Source organism: Escherichia sp. SCLE84, assembly GCF_012584495.1.
Lineage (GTDB): Bacteria > Pseudomonadota > Gammaproteobacteria > Enterobacterales > Enterobacteriaceae > ECMA0423.
The window spans coordinates 3,872,146-3,892,224 of record NZ_CP051430.1; the positions used below are offsets into that span (position 1 = coordinate 3,872,146).

The 20,079-nt window shown below is 49.8% G+C and carries 20 protein-coding genes; 2 read left to right on the top strand and 18 right to left on the bottom strand.

Going from position 1 to position 20,079, the window contains the following annotated elements; translation table 11 throughout:
- Window positions 1-10: 10 nt before the first annotated feature.
- The 15 genes from HGD79_RS18795 to kbaZ form a co-directional block, all read right to left on the bottom strand.
- Window positions 11-2,527 carry a fimbria/pilus outer membrane usher protein gene (locus HGD79_RS18795; protein WP_001136465.1) on the bottom strand — a complete coding sequence of 839 codons (2,517 nt, stop codon included), beginning with the start codon at window positions 2,525-2,527 and terminating at the stop codon, window positions 11-13.
- A 29-nt stretch (window positions 2,528-2,556) separates the two neighbouring features.
- The gene (locus HGD79_RS18800) at window positions 2,557-3,252 is read right to left on the bottom strand and encodes a molecular chaperone (protein ID WP_000044768.1); all 696 of its coding nucleotides are present in this window, start codon (window positions 3,250-3,252) and stop codon (window positions 2,557-2,559) included.
- Window positions 3,253-3,331: 79 nt separating this feature from the next.
- A complete protein-coding gene (locus HGD79_RS18805) occupies window positions 3,332-3,916 on the bottom strand; it encodes a fimbrial protein (RefSeq protein WP_001045442.1) in 585 nt (194 codons plus the stop codon).
- Between the two features lie 399 nt (window positions 3,917-4,315).
- Window positions 4,316-5,071, bottom strand: coding sequence for a galactosamine-6-phosphate isomerase (locus HGD79_RS18810; protein ID WP_001307409.1), 756 nt, complete (start codon window positions 5,069-5,071; stop codon window positions 4,316-4,318).
- Window positions 5,072-5,863 carry a PTS galactosamine transporter subunit IID gene (agaD, locus tag HGD79_RS18815; protein ID WP_000534351.1) on the bottom strand — a complete coding sequence of 264 codons (792 nt, stop codon included), beginning with the start codon at window positions 5,861-5,863 and terminating at the stop codon, window positions 5,072-5,074.
- Complete coding sequence (gene agaC, locus HGD79_RS18820; protein ID WP_000544489.1) at window positions 5,853-6,656, bottom strand: PTS galactosamine transporter subunit IIC; 804 nt, start codon at window positions 6,654-6,656, stop codon at window positions 5,853-5,855. The genes agaD and agaC overlap by 11 nt, the downstream gene beginning before the upstream one ends.
- Before the next feature lie 38 nt (window positions 6,657-6,694).
- A complete protein-coding gene (gene agaB / locus HGD79_RS18825; RefSeq protein WP_139496492.1) occupies window positions 6,695-7,171 on the bottom strand; it encodes a PTS galactosamine transporter subunit IIB in 477 nt (158 codons plus the stop codon).
- 166 nt (window positions 7,172-7,337) lie between these two features.
- Complete coding sequence (gene kbaY / locus HGD79_RS18830) at window positions 7,338-8,198, bottom strand: tagatose-bisphosphate aldolase subunit KbaY (RefSeq protein WP_000022766.1); 861 nt, start codon at window positions 8,196-8,198, stop codon at window positions 7,338-7,340.
- 12 nt (window positions 8,199-8,210) lie between these two features.
- A complete protein-coding gene (locus HGD79_RS18835) occupies window positions 8,211-9,365 on the bottom strand; it encodes an AgaS family sugar isomerase (RefSeq protein WP_001114873.1) in 1,155 nt (384 codons plus the stop codon).
- A gap of 349 nt (window positions 9,366-9,714) precedes the next feature.
- Window positions 9,715-10,848: an N-acetylglucosamine-6-phosphate deacetylase gene (gene nagA, locus HGD79_RS18840; protein ID WP_001349995.1), complete on the bottom strand. Its 1,134-nt coding sequence runs from the start codon at window positions 10,846-10,848 to the stop codon at window positions 9,715-9,717.
- On the bottom strand, window positions 10,845-11,279 hold the full coding sequence (gene agaF / locus HGD79_RS18845) for a PTS galactosamine/N-acetylgalactosamine transporter subunit IIA (protein ID WP_000948824.1): 435 nt from the start codon (window positions 11,277-11,279) through the stop codon (window positions 10,845-10,847). The genes nagA and agaF overlap by 4 nt, the downstream gene beginning before the upstream one ends.
- A gap of 17 nt (window positions 11,280-11,296) precedes the next feature.
- Window positions 11,297-12,175, bottom strand: coding sequence for a PTS N-acetylgalactosamine transporter subunit IID (gene agaE, locus HGD79_RS18850; RefSeq protein ID WP_001298758.1), 879 nt, complete (start codon window positions 12,173-12,175; stop codon window positions 11,297-11,299).
- Window positions 12,165-12,944 carry a PTS N-acetylgalactosamine transporter subunit IIC gene (agaW, locus tag HGD79_RS18855; protein WP_000406214.1) on the bottom strand — a complete coding sequence of 260 codons (780 nt, stop codon included), beginning with the start codon at window positions 12,942-12,944 and terminating at the stop codon, window positions 12,165-12,167. Before agaW ends, agaE begins: the two co-directional genes overlap by 11 nt.
- Before the next feature lie 10 nt (window positions 12,945-12,954).
- Entirely contained in the window at window positions 12,955-13,428 is a 474-nt protein-coding gene (agaV, locus tag HGD79_RS18860; RefSeq protein WP_001295547.1) for a PTS N-acetylgalactosamine transporter subunit IIB, read from the bottom strand.
- A 22-nt stretch (window positions 13,429-13,450) separates the two neighbouring features.
- A complete protein-coding gene (gene kbaZ, locus HGD79_RS18865; RefSeq protein WP_000681921.1) occupies window positions 13,451-14,731 on the bottom strand; it encodes a tagatose-bisphosphate aldolase subunit KbaZ in 1,281 nt (426 codons plus the stop codon).
- A 248-nt stretch (window positions 14,732-14,979) separates the two neighbouring features.
- On the opposite strand from kbaZ, the gene agaR reads away from it, so the two are divergent.
- On the top strand, window positions 14,980-15,789 hold the full coding sequence (agaR, locus tag HGD79_RS18870) for an aga operon transcriptional regulator AgaR (protein ID WP_000072187.1): 810 nt from the start codon (window positions 14,980-14,982) through the stop codon (window positions 15,787-15,789).
- Between the two features lie 54 nt (window positions 15,790-15,843).
- On the opposite strand, the gene yhaV is transcribed toward agaR, so the two are convergent.
- The 3 genes from yhaV to garD all read right to left on the bottom strand — a co-directional run bounded on the left by yhaV (window position 15,844) and on the right by garD (window position 18,363).
- The gene (gene yhaV, locus HGD79_RS18875) at window positions 15,844-16,308 is read right to left on the bottom strand and encodes a type II toxin-antitoxin system ribonuclease toxin YhaV (protein ID WP_000347279.1); all 465 of its coding nucleotides are present in this window, start codon (window positions 16,306-16,308) and stop codon (window positions 15,844-15,846) included.
- Window positions 16,308-16,643, bottom strand: coding sequence for a type II toxin-antitoxin system antitoxin PrlF (prlF, locus tag HGD79_RS18880; protein ID WP_001307405.1), 336 nt, complete (start codon window positions 16,641-16,643; stop codon window positions 16,308-16,310). Before prlF ends, yhaV begins: the two co-directional genes overlap by 1 nt.
- A 148-nt stretch (window positions 16,644-16,791) precedes the next feature.
- Complete coding sequence (gene garD / locus HGD79_RS18885) at window positions 16,792-18,363, bottom strand: galactarate dehydratase (protein WP_024243610.1); 1,572 nt, start codon at window positions 18,361-18,363, stop codon at window positions 16,792-16,794.
- A gap of 374 nt (window positions 18,364-18,737) precedes the next feature.
- Between garD and garP the strand changes: the two genes are divergently transcribed.
- On the top strand, window positions 18,738-20,072 hold the full coding sequence (gene garP, locus HGD79_RS18890) for a galactarate/glucarate/glycerate transporter GarP (RefSeq protein WP_000599636.1): 1,335 nt from the start codon (window positions 18,738-18,740) through the stop codon (window positions 20,070-20,072).
- Window positions 20,073-20,079: the final 7 nt, after the last annotated feature.

Consider the following 20,079-nt stretch of genomic DNA (forward strand, 5'->3'; position numbering starts at 1 on the left):
TTTTTTATCCTTAATGGCACTGCGCTGTGCCTTGTAATACAGAGGTTGTTGGTTCTGAATCCGGTGTACTAAAAGCAAACTGACATTGTTGATCTGCCTGATTTCCCCAGCGTACAGTCCAGCTTTGTGATTTACTCGATATCCCAGAGAGATATAGTATGCCGCCCTCATCGACGATACTTTGTTGCCCCGTATCATCGTTGCTGGCAAGAGCGCCAAAGGGCAACGGTTTACCGTTGCGATCGCTGACTGTAACAAGTACGCGATAACCGATATTGGCGTTGAAACGCGCCGCTACCATTGCACCTCTGTTGGGCACCACAAACTGTGTTGTTTGCTCAAGATCGACGTTATCGGGCAGCTGCGTAGTATCTACCGAGAGACGGTTTTCCTGGTAAGTCGTGAGATAAGGAACCACTGCATAGCCAAAGGGATCAGTAGCAATCCCCGGATAGTTTTGTATCCTCACGCCAGAAGCCCCGTTAGCATCGATAAGCGCAAAAGCGTTGCCCAGATATTGCGAGAGCGTCACGCCATGAGGATGGATAACCACGCCGCCGGTAACGCCGTAATTGTATTGGCTGCTGTCATTACCGTAACTGTATCCGGCACTGAAGGTTCCATAAGGTGAACGGTAACTGGCGTTCAGGCTACTGTTATGGTTGTTATCGTCATCCAGACTTTGTTCCAGGCTATAGCTCAGGCGACCATCATCCAGCAGTGAGCCATCAAGACGCATTTCATGTTGGGTTGGGCGATCTTTCTGGCTGGTCATCTGATAGGAAACCCGGCTACGCGGTAACCAGCGTTCTAACGGAATACTGAGATTCAAAGAGAGTGCACGGTCATTATTTTCATCAGTGTAGCGGCTGTATTGATAATTCAGGCTGTAACCAATTCCCCATTGCTGGCCGGAAACCCCAACAGAGATATTCCTGTTTTTCTCGTTATTGCCCCAATAGTCTTGCTGCGAACCGGAGGCATACAGACTTACCCCATCAAATATTGTCTGGCTGATGTTGAATTGAATTTCACTTTTTTGGCGACTGTTATAGTCCCAATTGCGGGTATTGGCTTCATCAAAACTAAAATAGCCATCGTTGGTATAGCGATAGTAGCTAACAGCGATATTGGTGTTGGTTTCCGGGATATCTTTGATGTACTGCGTACGCCATTGATAGCCATGAAAAGAGTGCTGGTTATCGAATTGGGTGTCAGCTCTGTTGATATCCATCGACAACGCGCCCAGTGCGCCAAGTGTGCCGCCGATACCGATCCCCAGCGCATAATAATCTTCAGAACCGAGCAGGCCGCCATACAGCGTAAAAGTATTATTCAAACCATATATTGCCGTGGCTTCAGCAAATTCTGGTTCCTTGCTATCACTGTTTGCATCAGCGCGATAGCGTCCAGCGGTCGCGCTATATTTTAGATGCCCAGGTCGCTGCATCATGGGTAATGAAGAATAAGGCTGGATAAAGCGACGTTGTGTACCGTCACTTTCTTCAATCGTGACTTCTAAATCGCCGCTGTTGGAAGAGGGGTAGAGATCGTTAATTTCAAAGGCACCCGCTGGCACGTTGCTTTGATAGATCACATAACCATTTTGCCTGATAGTCACGATTGCACTACTGTTTGCGATACCGCGTACCGTTGGGGCAAATCCGCGCTGGCTGTTTGGCAACATATTATCGTCGGAAGCGAGTTGCACGCCAGTAAAGGTGTAGCTGGAAAAAATACTGCCGCTGGTGGCGCTTTCTCCCAGAAGCAACTGAGACTTCAACGCCTTGATATCACGTTGTAAATAACTACTGATAGTGTTCCAGCTTGACGCCTGATCGTTGCGTGTCCACGTAGAATAGTTACGTAATCGCCAGGGGCCAAAATTAGCACCATTTTGCATATTCAGGTACTGTCGTTGGCTACGATTGCCCTGGCGGTAACGGTTATCAGAACCTGTAAACGAGTAGTTGGTAAACAGCGTTGGTATACCATCGTCCCAACGAGAAGGGGAGACGTAACCTCTTGCATCACGGTACAGTGCAATTTGGGGAATGCTCAAATTAAGTCGCTGATGATTGAAATCAAATTCAGCAGCTGTACCGGGAATGATTTGTTCAAGCGAGTTGATCACGCTATCGTCATCTTTTTCAGCCAGCGCCGGGATTTCATCCACCTTAATACCCAGCTCACGTAGTTGTTCTACCGTAAACTGTGGCTGCAGAAGTTGCTCTGCATTGGCGGTAAATGTAATTTTTTTCTGTGAAACCTTCTTTTTATTCAGCCAGATATCAACCTGATAAGTTCCTGGTAGTTGTGCGTATTTTTTTGAAAAACGTGACAGATCAGTTGTTTGCATACCACTTTTTGTAGTTTCCAGCATAATGGGGTCGAAATAATACTCTTCGGCGTTAGCGGTAGTGCAAAGCATGCCGCTGCCAGTGAGCACCATCGGCAAACAGCGTTTGATGATGAGCGCCAACTGTTTCGGTGTGCGTTTATGTCCCTGGTGGTGTCGTTGTGGCATTCCCTGATGACCTGTGTTTTTTATATTTGTTATTGCAGTGGACGAGTTTCTGTCCCGGAACTGCCGCCATAATCATTGATTGCAGCCCATTTCACGTTCTTTCCGCCAGATGCAGGAAGTGGTAACTGTTTATGTTCTCCGGGCGCGATATATTCAATTTTGCTTGTGAGATCGGTTTTATCGACTGCCAGTCCGGCAAATACGACGTAATATTCAGTTGGGTTATATATATTGAGTGAATGGTCACTACGTTTAAATTCCAGTGATGTCCACGCATCGTTTACCCGTCCCTTCAGGTGTGCGGGGCGATAAAACATTTTGATCCGTGTTTTAAATACCAGCGTCAACTCGTTAGCATTAACATCATCTGATTTTTTCTTTGCTGGAATGGCACGAACATTAATGTAGAACAGCGACTCTTTATTTTCAGGCAGGTTATCAGCTGTTTTAATAATTCGCAGTGATGAGTCATCGCCAGCTTCAAGACGAAATAGCGGTGGGGTTATAATAAATGGGGCACGGCTTGTACCATCTATATTATCTACCCATGATTGCAGTAAATAAGGCGTTTCTGCGCCTTTGTTTGCGACAGGTAACGCAGCCTCTTTGCGGCTGGCATCATAGATCACTCGCGTTCGCTGTAAAACGATACCCCCTGCAAGCGCCTGGCCGATACAGAAGCTACACAACAAGGTTATTATCACCGCGAATGTTCGTTTTGACATAGTTATTTTTCAACCTGATACAACGAGAAAGAGGAAGGAAAAGGGCGTTATCTGAAAGGTCAGATAACGCCGTAACGTATTAACGGTAATCCAGCGTTACGTTAACGACAGCGTCTGCTTCCCCTGGGGTGATTTCTGATGCTTCAACGGTTGATACGTAGTAAGCGATGAGGTCAACATTGACAATACCATTGGAGTCCGCTGGGATCTGATAAACCGTGTTATCATTCCCCATAGCATTCAGTGGCATAAGGTTTCCGCTTTCCGCATCGTCAATACGGATACCCACACCTGTTGCCGCTGTGCCAGCAAAAGAGCCCACTTTTGCCAGATTAGGGAAGTTAGGGACGGTGCCATTATCCCGCGTTTCCAGCCATAAACGGAAAGACGCTTCAACGTTGCCGTTATCGTGCTCCCACCCAGTCACTGGGCAGTTAACTAAAGGAATAGTGAATGGAATTTTTGGGCTACGATCGCCAACAGAACGAAACTGTTCGGCATTATAGTGACCAAGAGCAACTTCAATTTTCTTATCAGAGTCATTGATTTCACAAGCGGATTTTAAAATCTCGCCATCAAAAACTATTTCACCATCGGTTGCAGCGGCATTACCTGCGAAAAGCGCAAGTAAGCCCACAATAGCTGTTTTTGTAACTTTATTCATTTATAACCTTATCCTTGTAACAAGTACATAATCATATTTAATGTGAATATATGTTCAACATCTTTAAAGATTATACAGGTAGAAACATTTCATTGAACATTAAATAGACTAAACTTTAAGATTATATTTATATGCAAATATTTTATGTTTTTATTATATTGATATGAATTTTCTATGTGTTAAAAAGAGTATAAATGCCTGACTTTGCTGCGCCAGGGGCCGAGTCAGAATACGAGGTGATTTATTAATAGAACAAGTTATATGTATATCTAAAATTAAATTGTTGAACATAACTCCTTTTGCTATTGGCGTTATGTTCAACCCAGTCAAATGTTATTTAATATAATGCGTGACTGTTGAATAAGTTAATTTAAAAATTTTGAGCAAATTTTCATCTGGTTAGGTATTAATTAAACAAATAAAGTTACTGTGCAGCCATAAAAACGAAGCCGGGATAGCGGTGGAGACTTTAGCCGTGAGAAAACGTTCTGTCGCATCCTGCTTTCCTTCGCCAGTCACCAATAACAAAACCTCGCGGGCATTGAGAATATCCTTCAGGCCTAAGGTGATCCCACGAGTCACGGGGCGACCCGTGGTTTTTAACATCTCATGTTGCTGTGTTCTGGCATCAAGTTGACTGATATGGCAGGCCGGTTGTAGGCTTTCTCCCGGTTCGTTCAGCCCAAGATGACCGTTTTTCCCCAATCCTAGAACGCATAAATCCAGACCGCCTTTGCGCGCAATCAGGTTCGTTACCCGTTCGCACTCTGTCTCATTTATCTCTTCGGAGCGAAAGCTGATGAGCTGGTCTTCACGCAGCCCCAGCGGCTGCACGATATGCTGTTGTAGGAAAGTTTCGCAGGTGCCAGGCATCGTTAATGGCAGATCCACCCATTCGTCGAGCTTCACGAAGGTGAGCTGGCTGATATCAACCTGCTGCTGGTGGATTTTTTCTACCAGATAATGATACGTCAGTAATGGCGTGGCTCCGGTCGCCAGGCAAATCACGGCATCCGGTTTGCTACGGATCACAGCCAATAAATATTCGCTGGCTCGTTCACTTAACGCCGTATAGTTTTCAACTTGCTGAAGGGTTTGCACAGGATGAAATTCCTTAAGTAAAGAGGCACCGCCAGAAGCAGTGCCTCGTTCCATTTACAAAATGCCGAATGCGGAACAAACAATAGAGAGCACAAAAGTCACGCCGATTAACAGCACCGGATGCGCTTTTTTCACCCGCAGGAAGTAATACATCAGCAGGGTGTAGGCCATCGGTAAAATGTTCGGGAAGACTTTATCGAAGAAATCCTGTTGCAGCGCGACGCTGTGGGTACTGTCGATGGCAAACGATGTCACCACGTTAATATGCACATACGAAGCGATCAGCCCGCCGATTACCGTGATCCCGAGGATGGTTGCCGAGCGAGCAATCATCTGCGAGTTCTCTCGCACTTTATCGATCGCCTTCACGCCGACTGAATAACCGACGTGGGTCCAGCCGACGCGCAGGAAAAAGATAAGCAGGTAAACGGCGAAAAATAGAATCGGCCCCAGCAGGTTTCCCTGGCTGGCAAATGATGAGCAAATTCCCGCCATAATCGGCAACAAAGTAAACCAGAAAATCGCATCGCCAATCCCGGCGATTGGGCCAAACAGTGCCACTTTGAGGCCTTTAATGGTGTCGCGGTTTTCTCCTTTTTCTTCCATCGAAATTAATAACCCCATCAGGAATCCGACCAGATTCGGGTGGGTATTAATAAATTCGAGGTTATCTTTCATCGCCGCGCTTAAGCCCGGTTTGTCGTCCTTATAAATCTTTTTCAGGATCGGCAACATCGCCCAGGTAAAACCGCCCGCCTGCATCCTTTCGTAGTTAAAGCTCGCTTGCAGCAGCGACGAACGAAAGCCCAGACGGGTGATATCTTTTTTACTGATTTCAGATCCCATTGCTGTAGTCCTCTTCTTCATTTTTACTGGCAACGGGCTGCGGTTGCGCTTGCTGCCGGGATTTCGCATTGAAAAACTCATACACCGCAAAGCCTGCGCCCAGTACGGCAACCGGCAACAGGTTGCTGACCTGGATGTAGCAAACAAACAGGAAACCGGCGATCAGGTAAGGGATATATTGCGCTTTGAACATTACGCGCAGCAGCAAGCCAAAACCAACGGCAGGCAGAATACCGCCAGCCACTTCAAAGCCGTGGGTCAACCAGGCGGGCATCGCTTTCACCAGCGCCTGCATCGCCCCTTGTGCCAGGTAAGTACAGAGGAAAGCAATCACCGCATACGCTGAAGCGACGATGAGCATCGTTGTCCAGTTAAGCCGGGAAAACGCTGCCGTATCCGCCTCTTTCGCGCATTTATCGGCTTTGGTCATAAATAATGAGAAAGCGGAATAGAAGAACAGAATGACGTACTGCATTAACAAACTAAACGGCAGACCAAGACCAATTGCTGTTTTGGCATCAACGCCCGTAGACCATGCAATGACGGTGGTCATCAGACCCGCCATAATCGGGTTGGGCGGCTGAACACCACCTGCAGGGGTTAATCCGGCGAAAGCCAACTCTGTCAGACCACCGGTAATTAAGCCAGTCTGAATATCACCGAGAATAGCGCCAGTTAGGGTACAAACGATTATCGGGCGGAATAAAAATAAGGCTTCCAGCCAAAAATCAATCCCCAGAACGAAAACTAACGCCGCCAGGGATAATCCCTGAAGTAGGGTTATTTCATGCATTTTTATTACCTCAAACCAATATTAAGGCGATTTTAGATTTAGTCAGGGATTTGTTCTTTTTGATCGCCAGGGACGTCCTGAATGAAAACATTCACGCCACGTTGTTTAATAAAACGTAAGTCCGCGAGATCCTGGTCATCGACATAAACTTTACTGCTGATTTGCTTTTTCCCTTCCGAGAAATGCATATTGCCGACGTTGATATCTTTCAGGTCAATGCCACCTTCTACCAATTTACGTACCGTTTGTGGCGTACGGCAAATCAGGAAGATCTTCTGATGCGGTGCAGCTTTGCCGATGACGTTAATGGTTTTTTCGATAGTAAAGAAACGAATGCCAAAGCCGTAGGTTTCTGCGGTAATACCCATTAATTTCTGTTGAATATCATCGTTAGCGACAACATCATCCACGACTACCAGCAGATTCGCACCGATGGTGGATTTCCAGGTCACGCCAACCTGACCGTGAACCAGACGGTTATCAATACGGGTTAAGAGAATATTTGGACTGCTCATTGTGTAATCCTCACCATAAAGTTGAATAATATAATTTTTTTTAATATATTATTGTTGCGATATTGTACTGATGTATTTATTAAGGTTTAGTCATCTCCTTTTCCATTAAGGCACTCCCCGATATTAATCGGGAAGTACATTGGGATAAATCATAAAAAACTAATGATTATGCTGAAATTCGATTCGCTGAACCACAGACATTAATTTTATTTCTGACAACTTCTTTCATCGCATCCATTCCGACGCGCATATAATAACGAGGATCATTACCCTGCGGATTTTCCGCAAACCAGGCTTTAACCGCGCCAGCGAAGGCTATTTTTAATTCTGTGGCAACGTTCACTTTTGTGACGCCAAGTTCAATAGTGCGACGGACAAATTCATCCGGAACATCGCTGGCACCATGTAGCACCAGAGGAACATCCACCACTTCACGAATTTCCGCCAGCCGCTGGAAATCAATCTTCGGCGTTTTGCTGTATAAGCCGTGCGCCGTACCAATCGCTACCGCCAGGCTGTCGACGCCAGTCAGTTCGACAAAGCGTTTAGCTTCTTGTGGATCGGTCAGGAATGCACTTTCGGCGTCAACGCTCATGTCATCTTCAACACCGCCCAGGCGGCCCAGTTCTGCTTCCACGCTGCAATCCTGTGAGTGGCAGAAGTCAACAACCGATTTCACCAGCTTCACGTTCTCGGCAAACGGGAAGTGGCTGCCGTCGATCATTGCACTGCGCACACCTGCGTGGACTTTACGGCGAATATCATCCAGCGATTCGTGGTGGTCGAGATGCAGCGCCAGTGGCATGTTGTAGGTTGTGGAATAGGCGCTGCACAGGGCGTAGATCTCTTCCAGCGCGATATGTTTAAAGGTCCCCGGCGTTCCGGCGAGGATCACCGGCGATCGCATTTCACTGCACACTTCGAGGATCGCCTGGATCGTCTCGGCGTTATGAATGTTAAAAGCAGGCACCGCGTAGCCATTGGCCTGGGCGTCCTGCAACAGATATTTAGTGGAGATAATGCTCATAATGCGATCCTCTTATGCCTGCCACGGATGAATGATTACGCCTTGCACCACGCGGTTAACGGTGCCGCTGGCTGATGGGGTATCTGGCGTATTGCCCATGTGCAGCGACTGCATCAGTGCAAACGTCTGGGCGTACATCAGGAAGCAAAATGCCTGCTCAACGTCGATAAAGTGACGTGACGGCGGCAGGATAATATGTGGACCGGCAGCGACGATGTCGGTGCTTTCCGCGGCGATGGCGATTACGCGCATTGCCTGGTTGTCACGGCGGAGTTCAGCCAGCAGATCAAGATCATACTGACGGGTGTAAGGGTGGCTGGAGACAAATACCACCACCAGTGTTTCGTTATCGACCAGCGATTTTGGTCCATGACGGAATCCGGTTGGAGAATCATAAAAGGCCGCCAGTTTACCCGCCGTCAGTTCCAGCACTTTCAGCGCCGACTCGCGTGCTGCGCCCTGTAAGCCACCGCTGCCGAGATAAACGATCCGTTTCCACGGTGCGTAACCAAACACACCTTCGCTGAAATCGCCCAGTGAGGTCAGGATCGCCTGGCAACGATCCGCCACGTCGCGGAAGGTTTGGCTGTTGATCGTCTCAGGTGCGAAAACCGCGAGGCAGCTGGCCATCATGGTGGTAATGCTGCTGGTCATCGCAAAGCCGCGATCGTGCGTTTCTGCGGGCATCAGCAGGGCAAATGCGTTATCGCTGTTGATCGCGTTTTGGTAAAGAGCGCCCGCTTCGTTGCAGGTGATCGGCAGGTGATAGCATTCCGGTACAAATTGATTTGCCAGTTCCACGGCAGCGACGCTTTCCGGGCTGTTGCCGGATCGACCGAAGGAGATCAACAGCAGCGGATGAGCTGGATTCAGGTAGTCCATCGGATTGGTGACCAGATCGGTGGTCGGTACGGCGCTGAAGTTTTTACCGGTATGGCTGGCGAGCCACGGCGCGATGATGTCACCGATAAATGCCGACGTTCCGGCTCCGGTCAGGATGATCCGCAGATTCTCTTTGCGCAGTAACGGTTCAAGGAAGTTATTGAGCGCGGAACGTAGCGCGTCGATGTTGGTGAGTGAACGGATCCATGCGCGAGGCTGATGGCGGATCTCTTCTTCAGTCCATGTACCGGTTGCGGCGGCAGCAGGGGTGTAATTTTCTGGCATAACTCAATCCTTAGTCTGATGAACTTGACGTCGGGCGTTGTCGCTTTCACTTGCCTTTCGTTTCATTTCACTTGGTGATGTCTTTCGTTGATTAAAATCTATAGAAAAGAAACTGAAAGTTCAATGGAGAAAAAGGAAATAAAACGAAATCTGTGATCGTTGAAAGAAAAGACAAGGGAAGATTAAGAATTGCGTAATGACGTCGCTATGTTCACCGATTGCCGGATGCGGCGTACCGTAGGTCGCATAAGACGCGTTAGCGTCGCATCCGACACCGCTGCACAGATCAAAAAGAAAGAAAAAGAAAGGCCTTACGGGGGAAGTGAAGGCCCAATAATGGAGCAAACCATCAAAACGAAGCTAATTGACCCTGAATCCAGATTTGTTGCACATGTAGCCCGCTATCCAGCGCAACGACGCTGGCGCGTTTGCCCGGTTTAAGCGATCCCAGAACACCATCAACACCCAGCATTCGCGCCGGATGCAGCGATGCCATATGAATGGCTTCCGCAGGCGTTACGCCCGTCAACTCGACCATGTTGCGCACTGCCGCATCAACAGACAGCGTACTGCCCGCCAGCCCACCGGACGCGGTACGGACAACGCCACCGTGCATCTGCACTTCTTCGCCACATAACGTATAGCGACCATCCGGCATCCCGGCTGCCTGCATCGCGTCGGTGATCAGCACGATTCTCTCTTTTGCACAGCAACAACACAGCGACATCGCCGCCGGATGCACATGATGACCATCGGCTATCAGTTCCAGCCAGGCGCGCTTGTCCGTTAATCCCGCGCCAACCATTCCCGGTTCGCGGTGATGTAAACCTGTCATCCCGTTATAGCAATGCACCAGGCCGTCGGCACCAGCATCAAACGCGGCGCGAGTTTGTTGCCAGGTCGCCGCGCTATGCCCCAGCATCACTCGTACATTTTGCTGTTTAAGATGGCGGATGGCCTGCAATGCCCCCTCTTTTTCCGGTGCCAGCGCTACCACGCGTAAGGTGTGCTGAGAAACGGCAATCAATTGATCCAGCTCGGCAATTTCAAGCTCGCGAAACAATTCCGGCGGATGCGCGCCTTTATTCTGCGGCGTGAAGTACGGTCCTTCGAGATAACTCCCCAGCACTTGCGCACCAGGTCCGCCGCGTTGGCAACGTTGAGCAATACGTTTCAGCGCCGCATGAATGCTGTTAAGCGGCGCGGTTACGGTAGTCGGCAACCAACTGCCGACACCTTCGCGTGCCTTGTGCATTGCCAGCTTGTCGAGTACATCCGGCGCGTCATCCATTACATCAACGCCCGCACCACCGTGTACATGGGTGTCGATGTAAGCGGGGCAGAGCAGTTCCGCATCGCGTTCAGTCACGCCCACTGGAATCGGTTCGATTGCTGCGATGACACCGTCAGCAATACGCAACTGATGGTCATCGAGCCATCCCTCTTCAGTCAGCAGCCTTCTGGCGCGCAGAACGTGTGTCATATTCCTTCCTCGACCGGACATTCTTCATGGCAGCGGCCTAACTCGTCCACCAGACTGGTCAGCCCTCGGTGTCCACACTCCAGCGCCTGTACACGGAATTCTTCACCGCTTAATCCTTCGCGCTCCAGCACCATCTCCAGTAGCAGTTGCAAATTGGTGCCGGTGATCACTTCACAGCCCGGTTTTTGCATCGCCAGCGTTGAAGCTACGCGAAACGGCGTGCCGCCCAGCAAATCCGTCAGAAAAACAATGCCGTCTTCACAATCCAGTTGGGCGATGGCCTCTTCAAGCTGCGATGTAAGCAGCGCGGTGCTTGAGGTTTCCGGAAAATCGATGGCGATAAACTGCGATTGCTCACCGAGAATTTGCTTCATTGCTTTTTCCATGCCGCTGGCAAACCCGCCATGCCCTGTCAAAATAATACTTAACATCTAATACCTCATTGTATTTAAAGGAAATGGCAGAATTTACCGACGATGCCGAGAACCACGGTAACTGCAATCAGACGCAGCGGACTCCAGCCGCGGCGTACCAGCCAGAACATGGTCAAGGTGTAGACCAGCGGTAAGAAGGCAGGCATCAGTTTGTCAATAACATCAGTCTGTAACTTAACCACTGCGTCGCCCGCTGTGATTTCCAGCGTGGTGCTTAAACGAACATAGGTTGCCACCAGCGCGCCGATTACCGTCATCCCAACGATAGACGCAGCATGGCCGACTTTTTTGGTATTCGCTTTAATGAGTGGAATCGCCGCCACGCCCATGCGGTAAGCATAATGCGCCAGACCAAAACGCAGCCCCAGGTGTACCACGTTGAACAGCACAATAAATACGACTGCGCCAAGAATAGAGCCTTGTAGCGCAAGGCTTGCGCCTATCCCGCCACAAATCGGCAGTAGCGTTAGCCAGAACATTGCATCGCCAATCCCGCCGAGCGGCGCACCGACGGCAATTTTGGTGCTCTGAATACTGTTAACGTCCTGCTTAGAACGCTCCATCGCAAGGATAATGCCGATAACAAATGTCACCAGAAACGGATGGGTATTGAAGAAACCCATATGCCCCTTCATGGCGCGCGCCAGGTCGCGTTTATTAGTGTGGATCTTTTTCAGAGCAGGCAGCAGACCGTACAACCAGCCAGAAGCCTGCATACGTTCGTAGTTAAAAGACGCTTGTAACAGCATGGAACGCCAGGCGACGCGGTTGATATCTTTTTTCGTCAGCTCCGCGCCAATGCTCTGATCTTCATACACGTTTTCATTGACGCCAGTCAGCAATGTTTCTTCGTTTTCACTGACGTTCGGCAGGGTGGTTTGATTAGATGCCATCTTCAAATTCCTCTTTCTGTGCCGCAGGTTGAGTCGGTTCAGGAGATTTACGCAGCAGGTCGATCAGCGCCATCGCCAGCGCAGCGGCAGCAATAGCCAGCACCGGTAACTTGAGCCAGGCTGCGGCAACAAAGCCCAGGATGAAGTAGGGGATGTAGACGTTTTTCATCATGATTTTCAGCAGCACGGCAAAACCGATTGCTGGCATGATGCCGCCCGCGACGCCGAGGCCGTCGATTAATCGTTGCGGCAGGACATCAATGATGGTTTTTGCATGTTCCGCGCCGAAGTAGATAGGCAGGAAAGCGCAGAGAAAATAGAAAGTGCCGAGTGCCAGCAGTGCCAGATAGTTCACGCGTTCAATGCCGCGAGTATCGGCGTTCTCCGCCATCCGGTCGCAGCGAGACATCACGCCAGACATCACCGAGAACAGGAAGGTAATCCCCATCTGTACTGCGACAGCGAAAGGTACGGCGACACCGACCGCGACATCGGGTTTCACGCCAGTAGTAATGGCAAACGCCGTGCCGACGATAGTACCGATAATCACGTTAGGCGGCTGTGCGCCCGCCAGCGGGGCCAGCCCCATCCACACCAGTTCCAGCGTACCGCCGGTTAAAATTCCGGTATGCAGATCGCCAAGTACCAGCCCGACCAACGGGCCGAGGACCACCGGGCGGTGCATATGTGTTAGGCCGTTAAACATATCCAGGCCAGCGATAAAGGCGATAATGCCCAACGCAAATGCCTGCAACAGGCTGATTTCCATGATGAATCCCTCAAAGTAATTTAAAGAGGTCCACAGCAGGCTCTGTCGGGACGCCCTGAACGAAGCATTCCACCCCAGCGGCTTTCAGGTCGTTAAATGCTGCGATATCGCCCGCATCCACAGAAACCGTTTTGGCGATTTGTTGTTTGCCATTGGCGTAGTGCATATTGCCAACGTTAATGCGATTCACCGGAACGCCACCTTTCACCAGCGTCAGGAAATCGGCGGGTGTTTTACAAACCAGCAGGATTTTCTGTCGATCGGCGGCGCGATGAATGTTGTCGATAACTTTTTGCAGCGTCCAGAAACGTACGGCGATCCCTTCTGCCAGTACCATTTCCATCAGGTTTTGTTGTACCGGATCTTCGGCAACCTCATCGTTGGCTACCAGCACCAGATTTGCCCCCGCAAATCCGACCCACTGAACGCCGACCTGACCGTGAATCAAGCGTTCATCAATCCGGCTTAAAACAATATTTGGCATAGCGTGTTCCTCTTTGTTTTGCTTATTGGCCTTCACAGGCTGTGTAGTACTGCGCCAGGATGTCCTGAATATGGTTGATAATGAGTTCCCGTGGCGTCGGTTGCAGCTCGCCGGAGCGAACTTTCACGTATTGCAGCGGCAGATACTGGCTGATGAGCGGTAGCGGAATTGGTGAATCCGCCAGATTACGAACCAGATGAGCGAAAGCGTCATCAATCTGGCTGTCCGGCCAGTAATAGCGCACGCGATCCGAGTAGCTATAACCACGCGCCAGACGACGCGCGTTGCCGTCACCGTGGTAGTGGCTTTGCCAGTATTCCGGGCGGTCGAGCATCACGTCTTCCAGCACCTGACGCAGACCAGAACAGGCTTTCGCTGGCACCAGTTCTTCTTCAATCGCCGCCAGAGAGAACAGAGCTTCACGCAGGGCGAAGGTCAGCGCTGGGCCAACTTTCAGAATGGCAAAGTGGTCAATCACCAGCTGGCGCAGCGATTGCGGCGTTTGATAATCGGTAGAGTGCGCTTCGAAAATCAGCGTTTCGTAGTTTTCGACCATCTGGCTTAAGGCGCTCGCTTTGGCGGGCTGATAATCAATAACGTTGGTGTGATCGAATTCGACGCCGGGTTGAACCACCAGGGCAATGATGCGTGGCCAGATGGCATTCAAACCTTGCTTTTCAAAGGCGTGACGATGGGCTTCCAGCGTGGCGCGGGCGGCATCCGGCGTGGTGACCGCCAGCTCGCTTAAGGTTTCATGCGCGCCGCCAGGTACCGGCACTTCGGTACCAATGACATACTCCAGATCGGCTTCGCCAAAGTGTTCAAGACAGGTTTCTTCCGCCACTTTCGCCAGACGGGCGGCGCGTTCAGCCACGATGTCATCAGTTAAGGGAATCGGATCGTCCTGACAGGACATGCTGCAATCAAGGTGGATTTTTTTGAATCCTGCCGCAACGTAGCTTTTAATCAAATCATCGGCATTGGCCATTGCCTGAGCGGCCGGCAGGTTTTGCCAGCGGTTTGGCCCCAGATGGTCACCACCCAGAATCAACGCATCCTGCGGGAAATTCAACGAGTCGGCGAGCTGACAAACAAAGCCGCGAAAATCGGCGGGCGTCATTCCGGTATAACCGCCGAACTGGTCTACCTGATTGGAGGTTGCTTCAATCAGTAACGGCGTTTGGTTTGCACTGGCGTAGCGGATTGCAGCCTCCAGCACCAGCGGATGTGCGGAACAAACGGCATAAATTCCATTTGTTTTGCCCGCTTTGTGCTGTCTCACCATTTCTGTCAGATGTTTCACTTTCCTCTCCAGTTCAGATTACTGCGATATTAATCTTTCGTTTTGTTTCAGTTGATACTGCGTCATGGTGAGATAAAAATAAAACGAAAGATAATAGTTTTCTGATCTGATTCACAAAAGAAACATAATGAAAGTCACTGAAACGAGAGTAGCTTGCGTCAATGGGCAAGGTGGGCTTGCATTTGCTTAATAGAAAGGCGTTAATAGGCAAAACGAAATGAAACGAAAGTTTTACGAAAGGACTTACTATGAGTAATACCGACGCTTCAGGTGAGAAGCGAGTGACTGGCACCAGCGAGCGACGAGAACAGATCATTCAGCGTCTGCGACAGCAAGGGAGTGTGCAGGTTAACGATCTGTCGGCATTGTATGGCGTATCTACTGTGACGATCCGCAATGATCTGGCGTTTCTGGAAAAGCAGGGGATCGCTGTGCGTGCCTATGGTGGCGCGTTGATCTGCGATAGCACGACGCCGTCAGTCGAGCCATCAGTGGAAGATAAAAGCGCGCTGAACACCGCGATGAAACGCAGCGTTGCGAAAGCTGCCGTTGAGTTGATTCAGCCTGGTCATCGGGTGATCCTCGATTCCGGGACTACCACTTTTGAGATTGCTCGTCTGATGCGTAAGCACACTGACGTAATTGCGATGACCAACGGTATGAACGTGGCTAATGCGTTGCTGGAAGCGGAAGGCGTTGAGCTGCTGATGACCGGCGGGCATTTGCGCCGTCAGTCGCAATCTTTTTACGGCGATCAGGCTGAGCAATCGCTGCAAAATTACCACTTCGATATGCTGTTTCTTGGTGTAGATGCGATCGATCTGGAGCGCGGCGTCAGCACACATAATGAAGATGAAGCCCGTTTAAACCGTCGGATGTGCGAAGTTGCGGAACGGATCATCGTGGTCACCGATTCCAGTAAATTCAATCGTTCCAGTTTACATAAGATCATTGATACTCAACGTATCGACATGATCATTGTTGATGAAGGCATTCCTGCGGATAGTCTGGAAGGACTGCGAAAGGCTGGGGTTGAAGTGATTCTGGTCGGGGAGTGAGAAAGGGTGCCCGCTGGTCAACACGAATACGTTCGGCGGGCATTGTGAACACCATCAATGGTTTTCTTCTGTCTCTTGGGTGAAGCTTTCCCAGTCGGCAGGAGGATGTCCTCTTTTTAACATTTTGCTGAATACGGTATAGGCATCTGTTTTTTTACCGTAGGTGCGCAGAGTGTTTTCATCGTTCATCCATCCCAGAATGATGACTTTCTCTTTTTCACTATAACGAAAGAAGAGACGATAACGACCAGCACCAAATTTTACCCGTGACCAGTCTTTATTTTTCCCAGAGCCTAACGACTTGCCATGACGGAATGCCGGTGATGATGGATTGACCGTGATATGCTCCTCAATCACTTTATGGACTACCGCCAATAACTTTGTGGCGGCTTTTCTCTGATAATTTTCAGGATCTTTTCCCTTTAATGTCTCGACTTCGGCAACTAAAGCGTCGTAGGTTTCCTGAAAACAGGGATGAGCATATAGCACCCAACCATTAACCCTTTGTGGAAAATCCATTATTCGTCGTCGCCAATCTCATCATCAATGTTGACGTCCATGCCAGCGACAAGTTTCTTTCCTTGTTGAATGTTGAATGGACGAGTTTTTTGCGGGTTGTTCTGGATATCTGCATCCAGAAAACGCAAAAATGCATTCATAGTATGATCCTCCTGTTCATCTCCCAGTCGGCACATAAAGACTTGCCCACCAGGCAGAATTTCGTAATGAATGCTGTCCTGGCCTGGCTTCAGTTTTAAGGCCTCACGCACTGGCGCGGGGATAGTTGTTTGTCCGCGTATCGTGACCTTTGATTCAGTGGTCAGTACAGCGTGAGAGCGAGCATTAGCGGGCATGATTCACTGTCCTTTTACAGCCTGTTTTCTGCTCAAATTATAAGCTTGAACTAAGGTAATGCAAATGCATTATTAATGGACGTGGGGGCTTTAAACAATAAAAACATGGCACTAAGGCCATGTTTTGCGAGGGACGTTCCAAAAGAAATCAGGTCACCGGTGCCGGGTTAAACACTGCCAGCTGGTTATGCAGCCCCCATTGATCCGAGAAGGTTTTCTTCTTCCCGCTGGCGACGTCGAGAATAAAGTGGAACAACTTCCAGCCCACCTCTTCAATGGTTTCTTCGCCGGTGGCGATAGTGCCCGCGTTAATATCCATTAAATCAAACCAGCGGTTCGCCAGCTCGGTGCGGGTCGCCATTTTAATGACGGGTACCGCCATCAGGCCGTACGGCGTACCACGACCGGTCGTAAACACTTGCACGGTGATACCCGAAGCCACCTGTTGCGTGCCACAGACAAAATCGCTGGCTGGCGTCGCGGCGTAAATTAATCCGCGTTGAGTCGGGCGTTGACCGGGCGACAGCACTTCAACAATTGCGCTTTTACCCGATTTAGCAATGGAGCCGAGTGCCTTCTCTACCACGTTTGCCAGACCGCCTTTCTTGTTGCCCGGCGAAGGGTTGGCGCTGCGGTCGGTTTTTCCCATATTGAGATAGTTATCGTACCACTCCATCTCCTCCAGCAGCCGTTTGCCGACCTCTTCGTTCACTGCGCGTGGTGTCAGCAGATGGATCGCGTCACGCACTTCCGTGACTTCTGAGAACATCACCGTTGCGCCGCAGCGCACCAGTAGATCAGACGCATAGCCAACCGCCGGGTTTGCCGTTACGCCAGAAAAGGCATCGCTGCCACCGCACTGCATGCCGACAACCAGTTCTGAAGCCGGACAGGTTTCTCGCTGACGTTGATTCAGTTTTTGTAGATGGCGTTCGGCGACCTGCAAAATATCCTCGACCATGGACTGAAAACCGACATGCTTTTCATCCTGCAAACTGACAATGCTGGCGCTTTCTACTGGAATAGCTTGCACATCATCCGTGCCGACCAGCAGGCGCTCAGGCTGCAACTTTTCACAACCCAGACCAATCACCATTACTTCGCCGCCAAAGTTAGGGTTCAGCGAAATATTGTGGATGGTACGAATAGGCACAACTGCCGCCGGTGCGTTAATCGCCACGCCACAGCCGTACAAATGATTCAGCCCCACCACGCCATCGACGTTCGGGTATTTCGGTAGCAGATCGCGTTCAATGATTTTTACTACATAGTCCACCACGCCTGCCACACAGTGGACGCTGGTGGTGATGCCGAGCAGGTTTTTGGTGCCCACGCTGCCATCGGCATTGCGATAGCCCTCAAAGGTGTATCCTTCCAGCGGCGGTAAGGGGGCCGGGACTTTGGTTGCCAGTGGCAGCGTGTGTAACGGCGGCGCTTCCGGTAGTACAACCATTGATTCGTCGATCCAGCTTCCGCGTGGGATTGCACGCACGGCGTAACCAATCACTTCACCATAACGAATAATTTCACCATTAGCCGGAATGTCCAGCAATGCGACTTTATGCCCCTGGGGAATATGTTCAATTAATTCCAGTCCATCCGGAAAACGCGTTCCTGCTTTCAGGCCATTATCATTAACAATAATTGCCACATTATCTGTGTCGTGAACTTTTATATAAAACGCAGTTGGCGTTTCTTGTCTGATTTCGATGTTGGCCATTGTACTATATTCTCCAGCCAGGGGTTATTAAAATGAGGACCTGGTCTCATTTAAAAATAAATGACTTCATTGGGTGAAATAAGAATGTCAGGAGTTTAAACGCAGAAATGTGATCAATGTCAATCATTTCAGGGATTGCAGTGCCGCCCGGCAAGGTAAAGCGCAAATCTGTGCTTTAGCGCGCAACCTTATGTGCATATGCTCAAAATAATATTTAAATAGCATTAATTAAATTAGCATTTGCACAATGATTATTATTCTCGCGCTGCTTATACTAATTCCCGAGTTCATTGCCGTTACGGCATAAATGAAACTCATAAATAACACCTTCCCCATAATAATAAAAATCAGCATAAGTACCCGAGGTAAATAAAATGATTCTGGACACCGTTGACGAAAAAAAGAAAGGCGTGCATACCCGCTATTTAATATTACTGATTATTTTTATTGTTACCGCCGTTAACTACGCCGATCGTGCAACGCTGTCTATTGCTGGTACCGAAGTGGCAAAAGAGTTGCAGTTAAGTGCGGTTTCGATGGGTTACATCTTTTCTGCTTTTGGCTGGGCCTACTTGCTGATGCAAATCCCCGGCGGCTGGCTGCTTGATAAGTTTGGCTCGAAAAAAGTTTATACCTATAGCCTCTTTTTCTGGTCGCTATTCACTTTCCTGCAAGGCTTTGTTGATATGTTCCCGCTGGCCTGGGCAGGGATCTCCATGTTCTTTATGCGCTTTATGCTCGGCTTCTCGGAAGCGCCATCATTCCCGGCGAACGCCCGTATTGTCGCCGCCTGGTTCCCGACGAAAGAACGTGGTACTGCCTCCGCCATCTTTAACTCGGCGCAATATTTCTCGCTGGCGCTCTTTTCGCCTCTGCTTGGCTGGCTGACTTTCGCCTGGGGCTGGGAGCACGTCTTTACCGTTATGGGGGTGATTGGTTTTGTGCTGACGGCGCTGTGGATCAAATTGATTCATAACCCGACAGATCACCCACGTATGTCTGCGGAAGAGCTGAAGTTTATCTCTGAAAATGGCGCGGTGGTCGATATGGACCACAAAAAGCCGGGCAGCGCGGCAGCAAGCGGTCCCAAACTGCATTACATCAAGCAATTGCTCTCTAACCGCATGATGTTGGGCGTATTTTTCGGACAATATTTTATCAACACCATCACCTGGTTCTTCCTCACCTGGTTCCCGATTTATCTGGTGCAGGAAAAAGGCATGTCGATTCTGAAAGTGGGTCTGGTCGCCTCGATTCCGGCACTGTGTGGTTTTGCGGGCGGCGTGCTGGGAGGTGTCTTCTCGGATTATCTGATCAAACGCGGTTTATCCCTGACCCTGGCACGTAAGCTACCGATTGTGCTGGGAATGTTGCTGGCTTCCACCATCATCTTATGTAACTACACCAACAACACCACGCTGGTGGTCATGCTGATGGCGCTGGCTTTTTTTGGCAAAGGATTTGGTGCTCTGGGCTGGCCGGTGATTTCTGACACCGCGCCGAAAGAGATTGTTGGCCTCTGTGGCGGCGTCTTTAACGTCTTTGGCAATGTTGCCTCCATTGTCACTCCACTGGTGATTGGCTACCTGGTAAGTGAACTGCACTCCTTCAATGCAGCACTGGTTTTCGTGGGATGTTCAGCGCTGATGGCGATGGTCTGCTACCTCTTCGTAGTTGGCGACATTAAACGTATGGAATTGCAGAAATAAGCAAAGG

Bases quoted from the DNA above. Each gene is read 5' to 3' on its own strand.
- garD (WP_024243610.1), bottom strand. From the start codon at position 18,363: ATGGCCAACATCGAAATCAGACAAGAAACGCCAACTGCGTTTTATATA.
- HGD79_RS18795 (WP_001136465.1), bottom strand. From the start codon at position 2,527: ATGCCACAACGACACCACCAGGGACATAAACGCACACCGAAACAGTTG.
- yhaV (WP_000347279.1), bottom strand. From the start codon at position 16,308: ATGGATTTTCCACAAAGGGTTAATGGTTGGGTGCTATATGCTCATCCC.
- agaD (WP_000534351.1), bottom strand. From the start codon at position 5,863: ATGGGATCTGAAATCAGTAAAAAAGATATCACCCGTCTGGGCTTTCGT.
- agaC (WP_000544489.1), bottom strand. From the start codon at position 6,656: ATGCATGAAATAACCCTACTTCAGGGATTATCCCTGGCGGCGTTAGTT.
- agaE (WP_001298758.1), bottom strand. From the start codon at position 12,175: ATGGCATCTAATCAAACCACCCTGCCGAACGTCAGTGAAAACGAAGAA.
- agaR (WP_000072187.1), top strand. From the start codon at position 14,980: ATGAGTAATACCGACGCTTCAGGTGAGAAGCGAGTGACTGGCACCAGC.
- agaW (WP_000406214.1), bottom strand. From the start codon at position 12,944: ATGGAAATCAGCCTGTTGCAGGCATTTGCGTTGGGCATTATCGCCTTT.
- kbaY (WP_000022766.1), bottom strand. From the start codon at position 8,198: ATGAGCATTATCTCCACTAAATATCTGTTGCAGGACGCCCAGGCCAAT.
- prlF (WP_001307405.1), bottom strand. From the start codon at position 16,643: ATGCCCGCTAATGCTCGCTCTCACGCTGTACTGACCACTGAATCAAAG.
- HGD79_RS18810 (WP_001307409.1), bottom strand. From the start codon at position 5,071: ATGGAACGAGGCACTGCTTCTGGCGGTGCCTCTTTACTTAAGGAATTT.
- HGD79_RS18800 (WP_000044768.1), bottom strand. From the start codon at position 3,252: ATGTCAAAACGAACATTCGCGGTGATAATAACCTTGTTGTGTAGCTTC.
- HGD79_RS18835 (WP_001114873.1), bottom strand. From the start codon at position 9,365: ATGCCAGAAAATTACACCCCTGCTGCCGCCGCAACCGGTACATGGACT.
- agaF (WP_000948824.1), bottom strand. From the start codon at position 11,279: ATGTTAAGTATTATTTTGACAGGGCATGGCGGGTTTGCCAGCGGCATG.
- garP (WP_000599636.1), top strand. From the start codon at position 18,738: ATGATTCTGGACACCGTTGACGAAAAAAAGAAAGGCGTGCATACCCGC.
- nagA (WP_001349995.1), bottom strand. From the start codon at position 10,848: ATGACACACGTTCTGCGCGCCAGAAGGCTGCTGACTGAAGAGGGATGG.
- agaB (WP_139496492.1), bottom strand. From the start codon at position 7,171: ATGAGCAGTCCAAATATTCTCTTAACCCGTATTGATAACCGTCTGGTT.
- agaV (WP_001295547.1), bottom strand. From the start codon at position 13,428: ATGCCAAATATTGTTTTAAGCCGGATTGATGAACGCTTGATTCACGGT.
- HGD79_RS18805 (WP_001045442.1), bottom strand. From the start codon at position 3,916: ATGAATAAAGTTACAAAAACAGCTATTGTGGGCTTACTTGCGCTTTTC.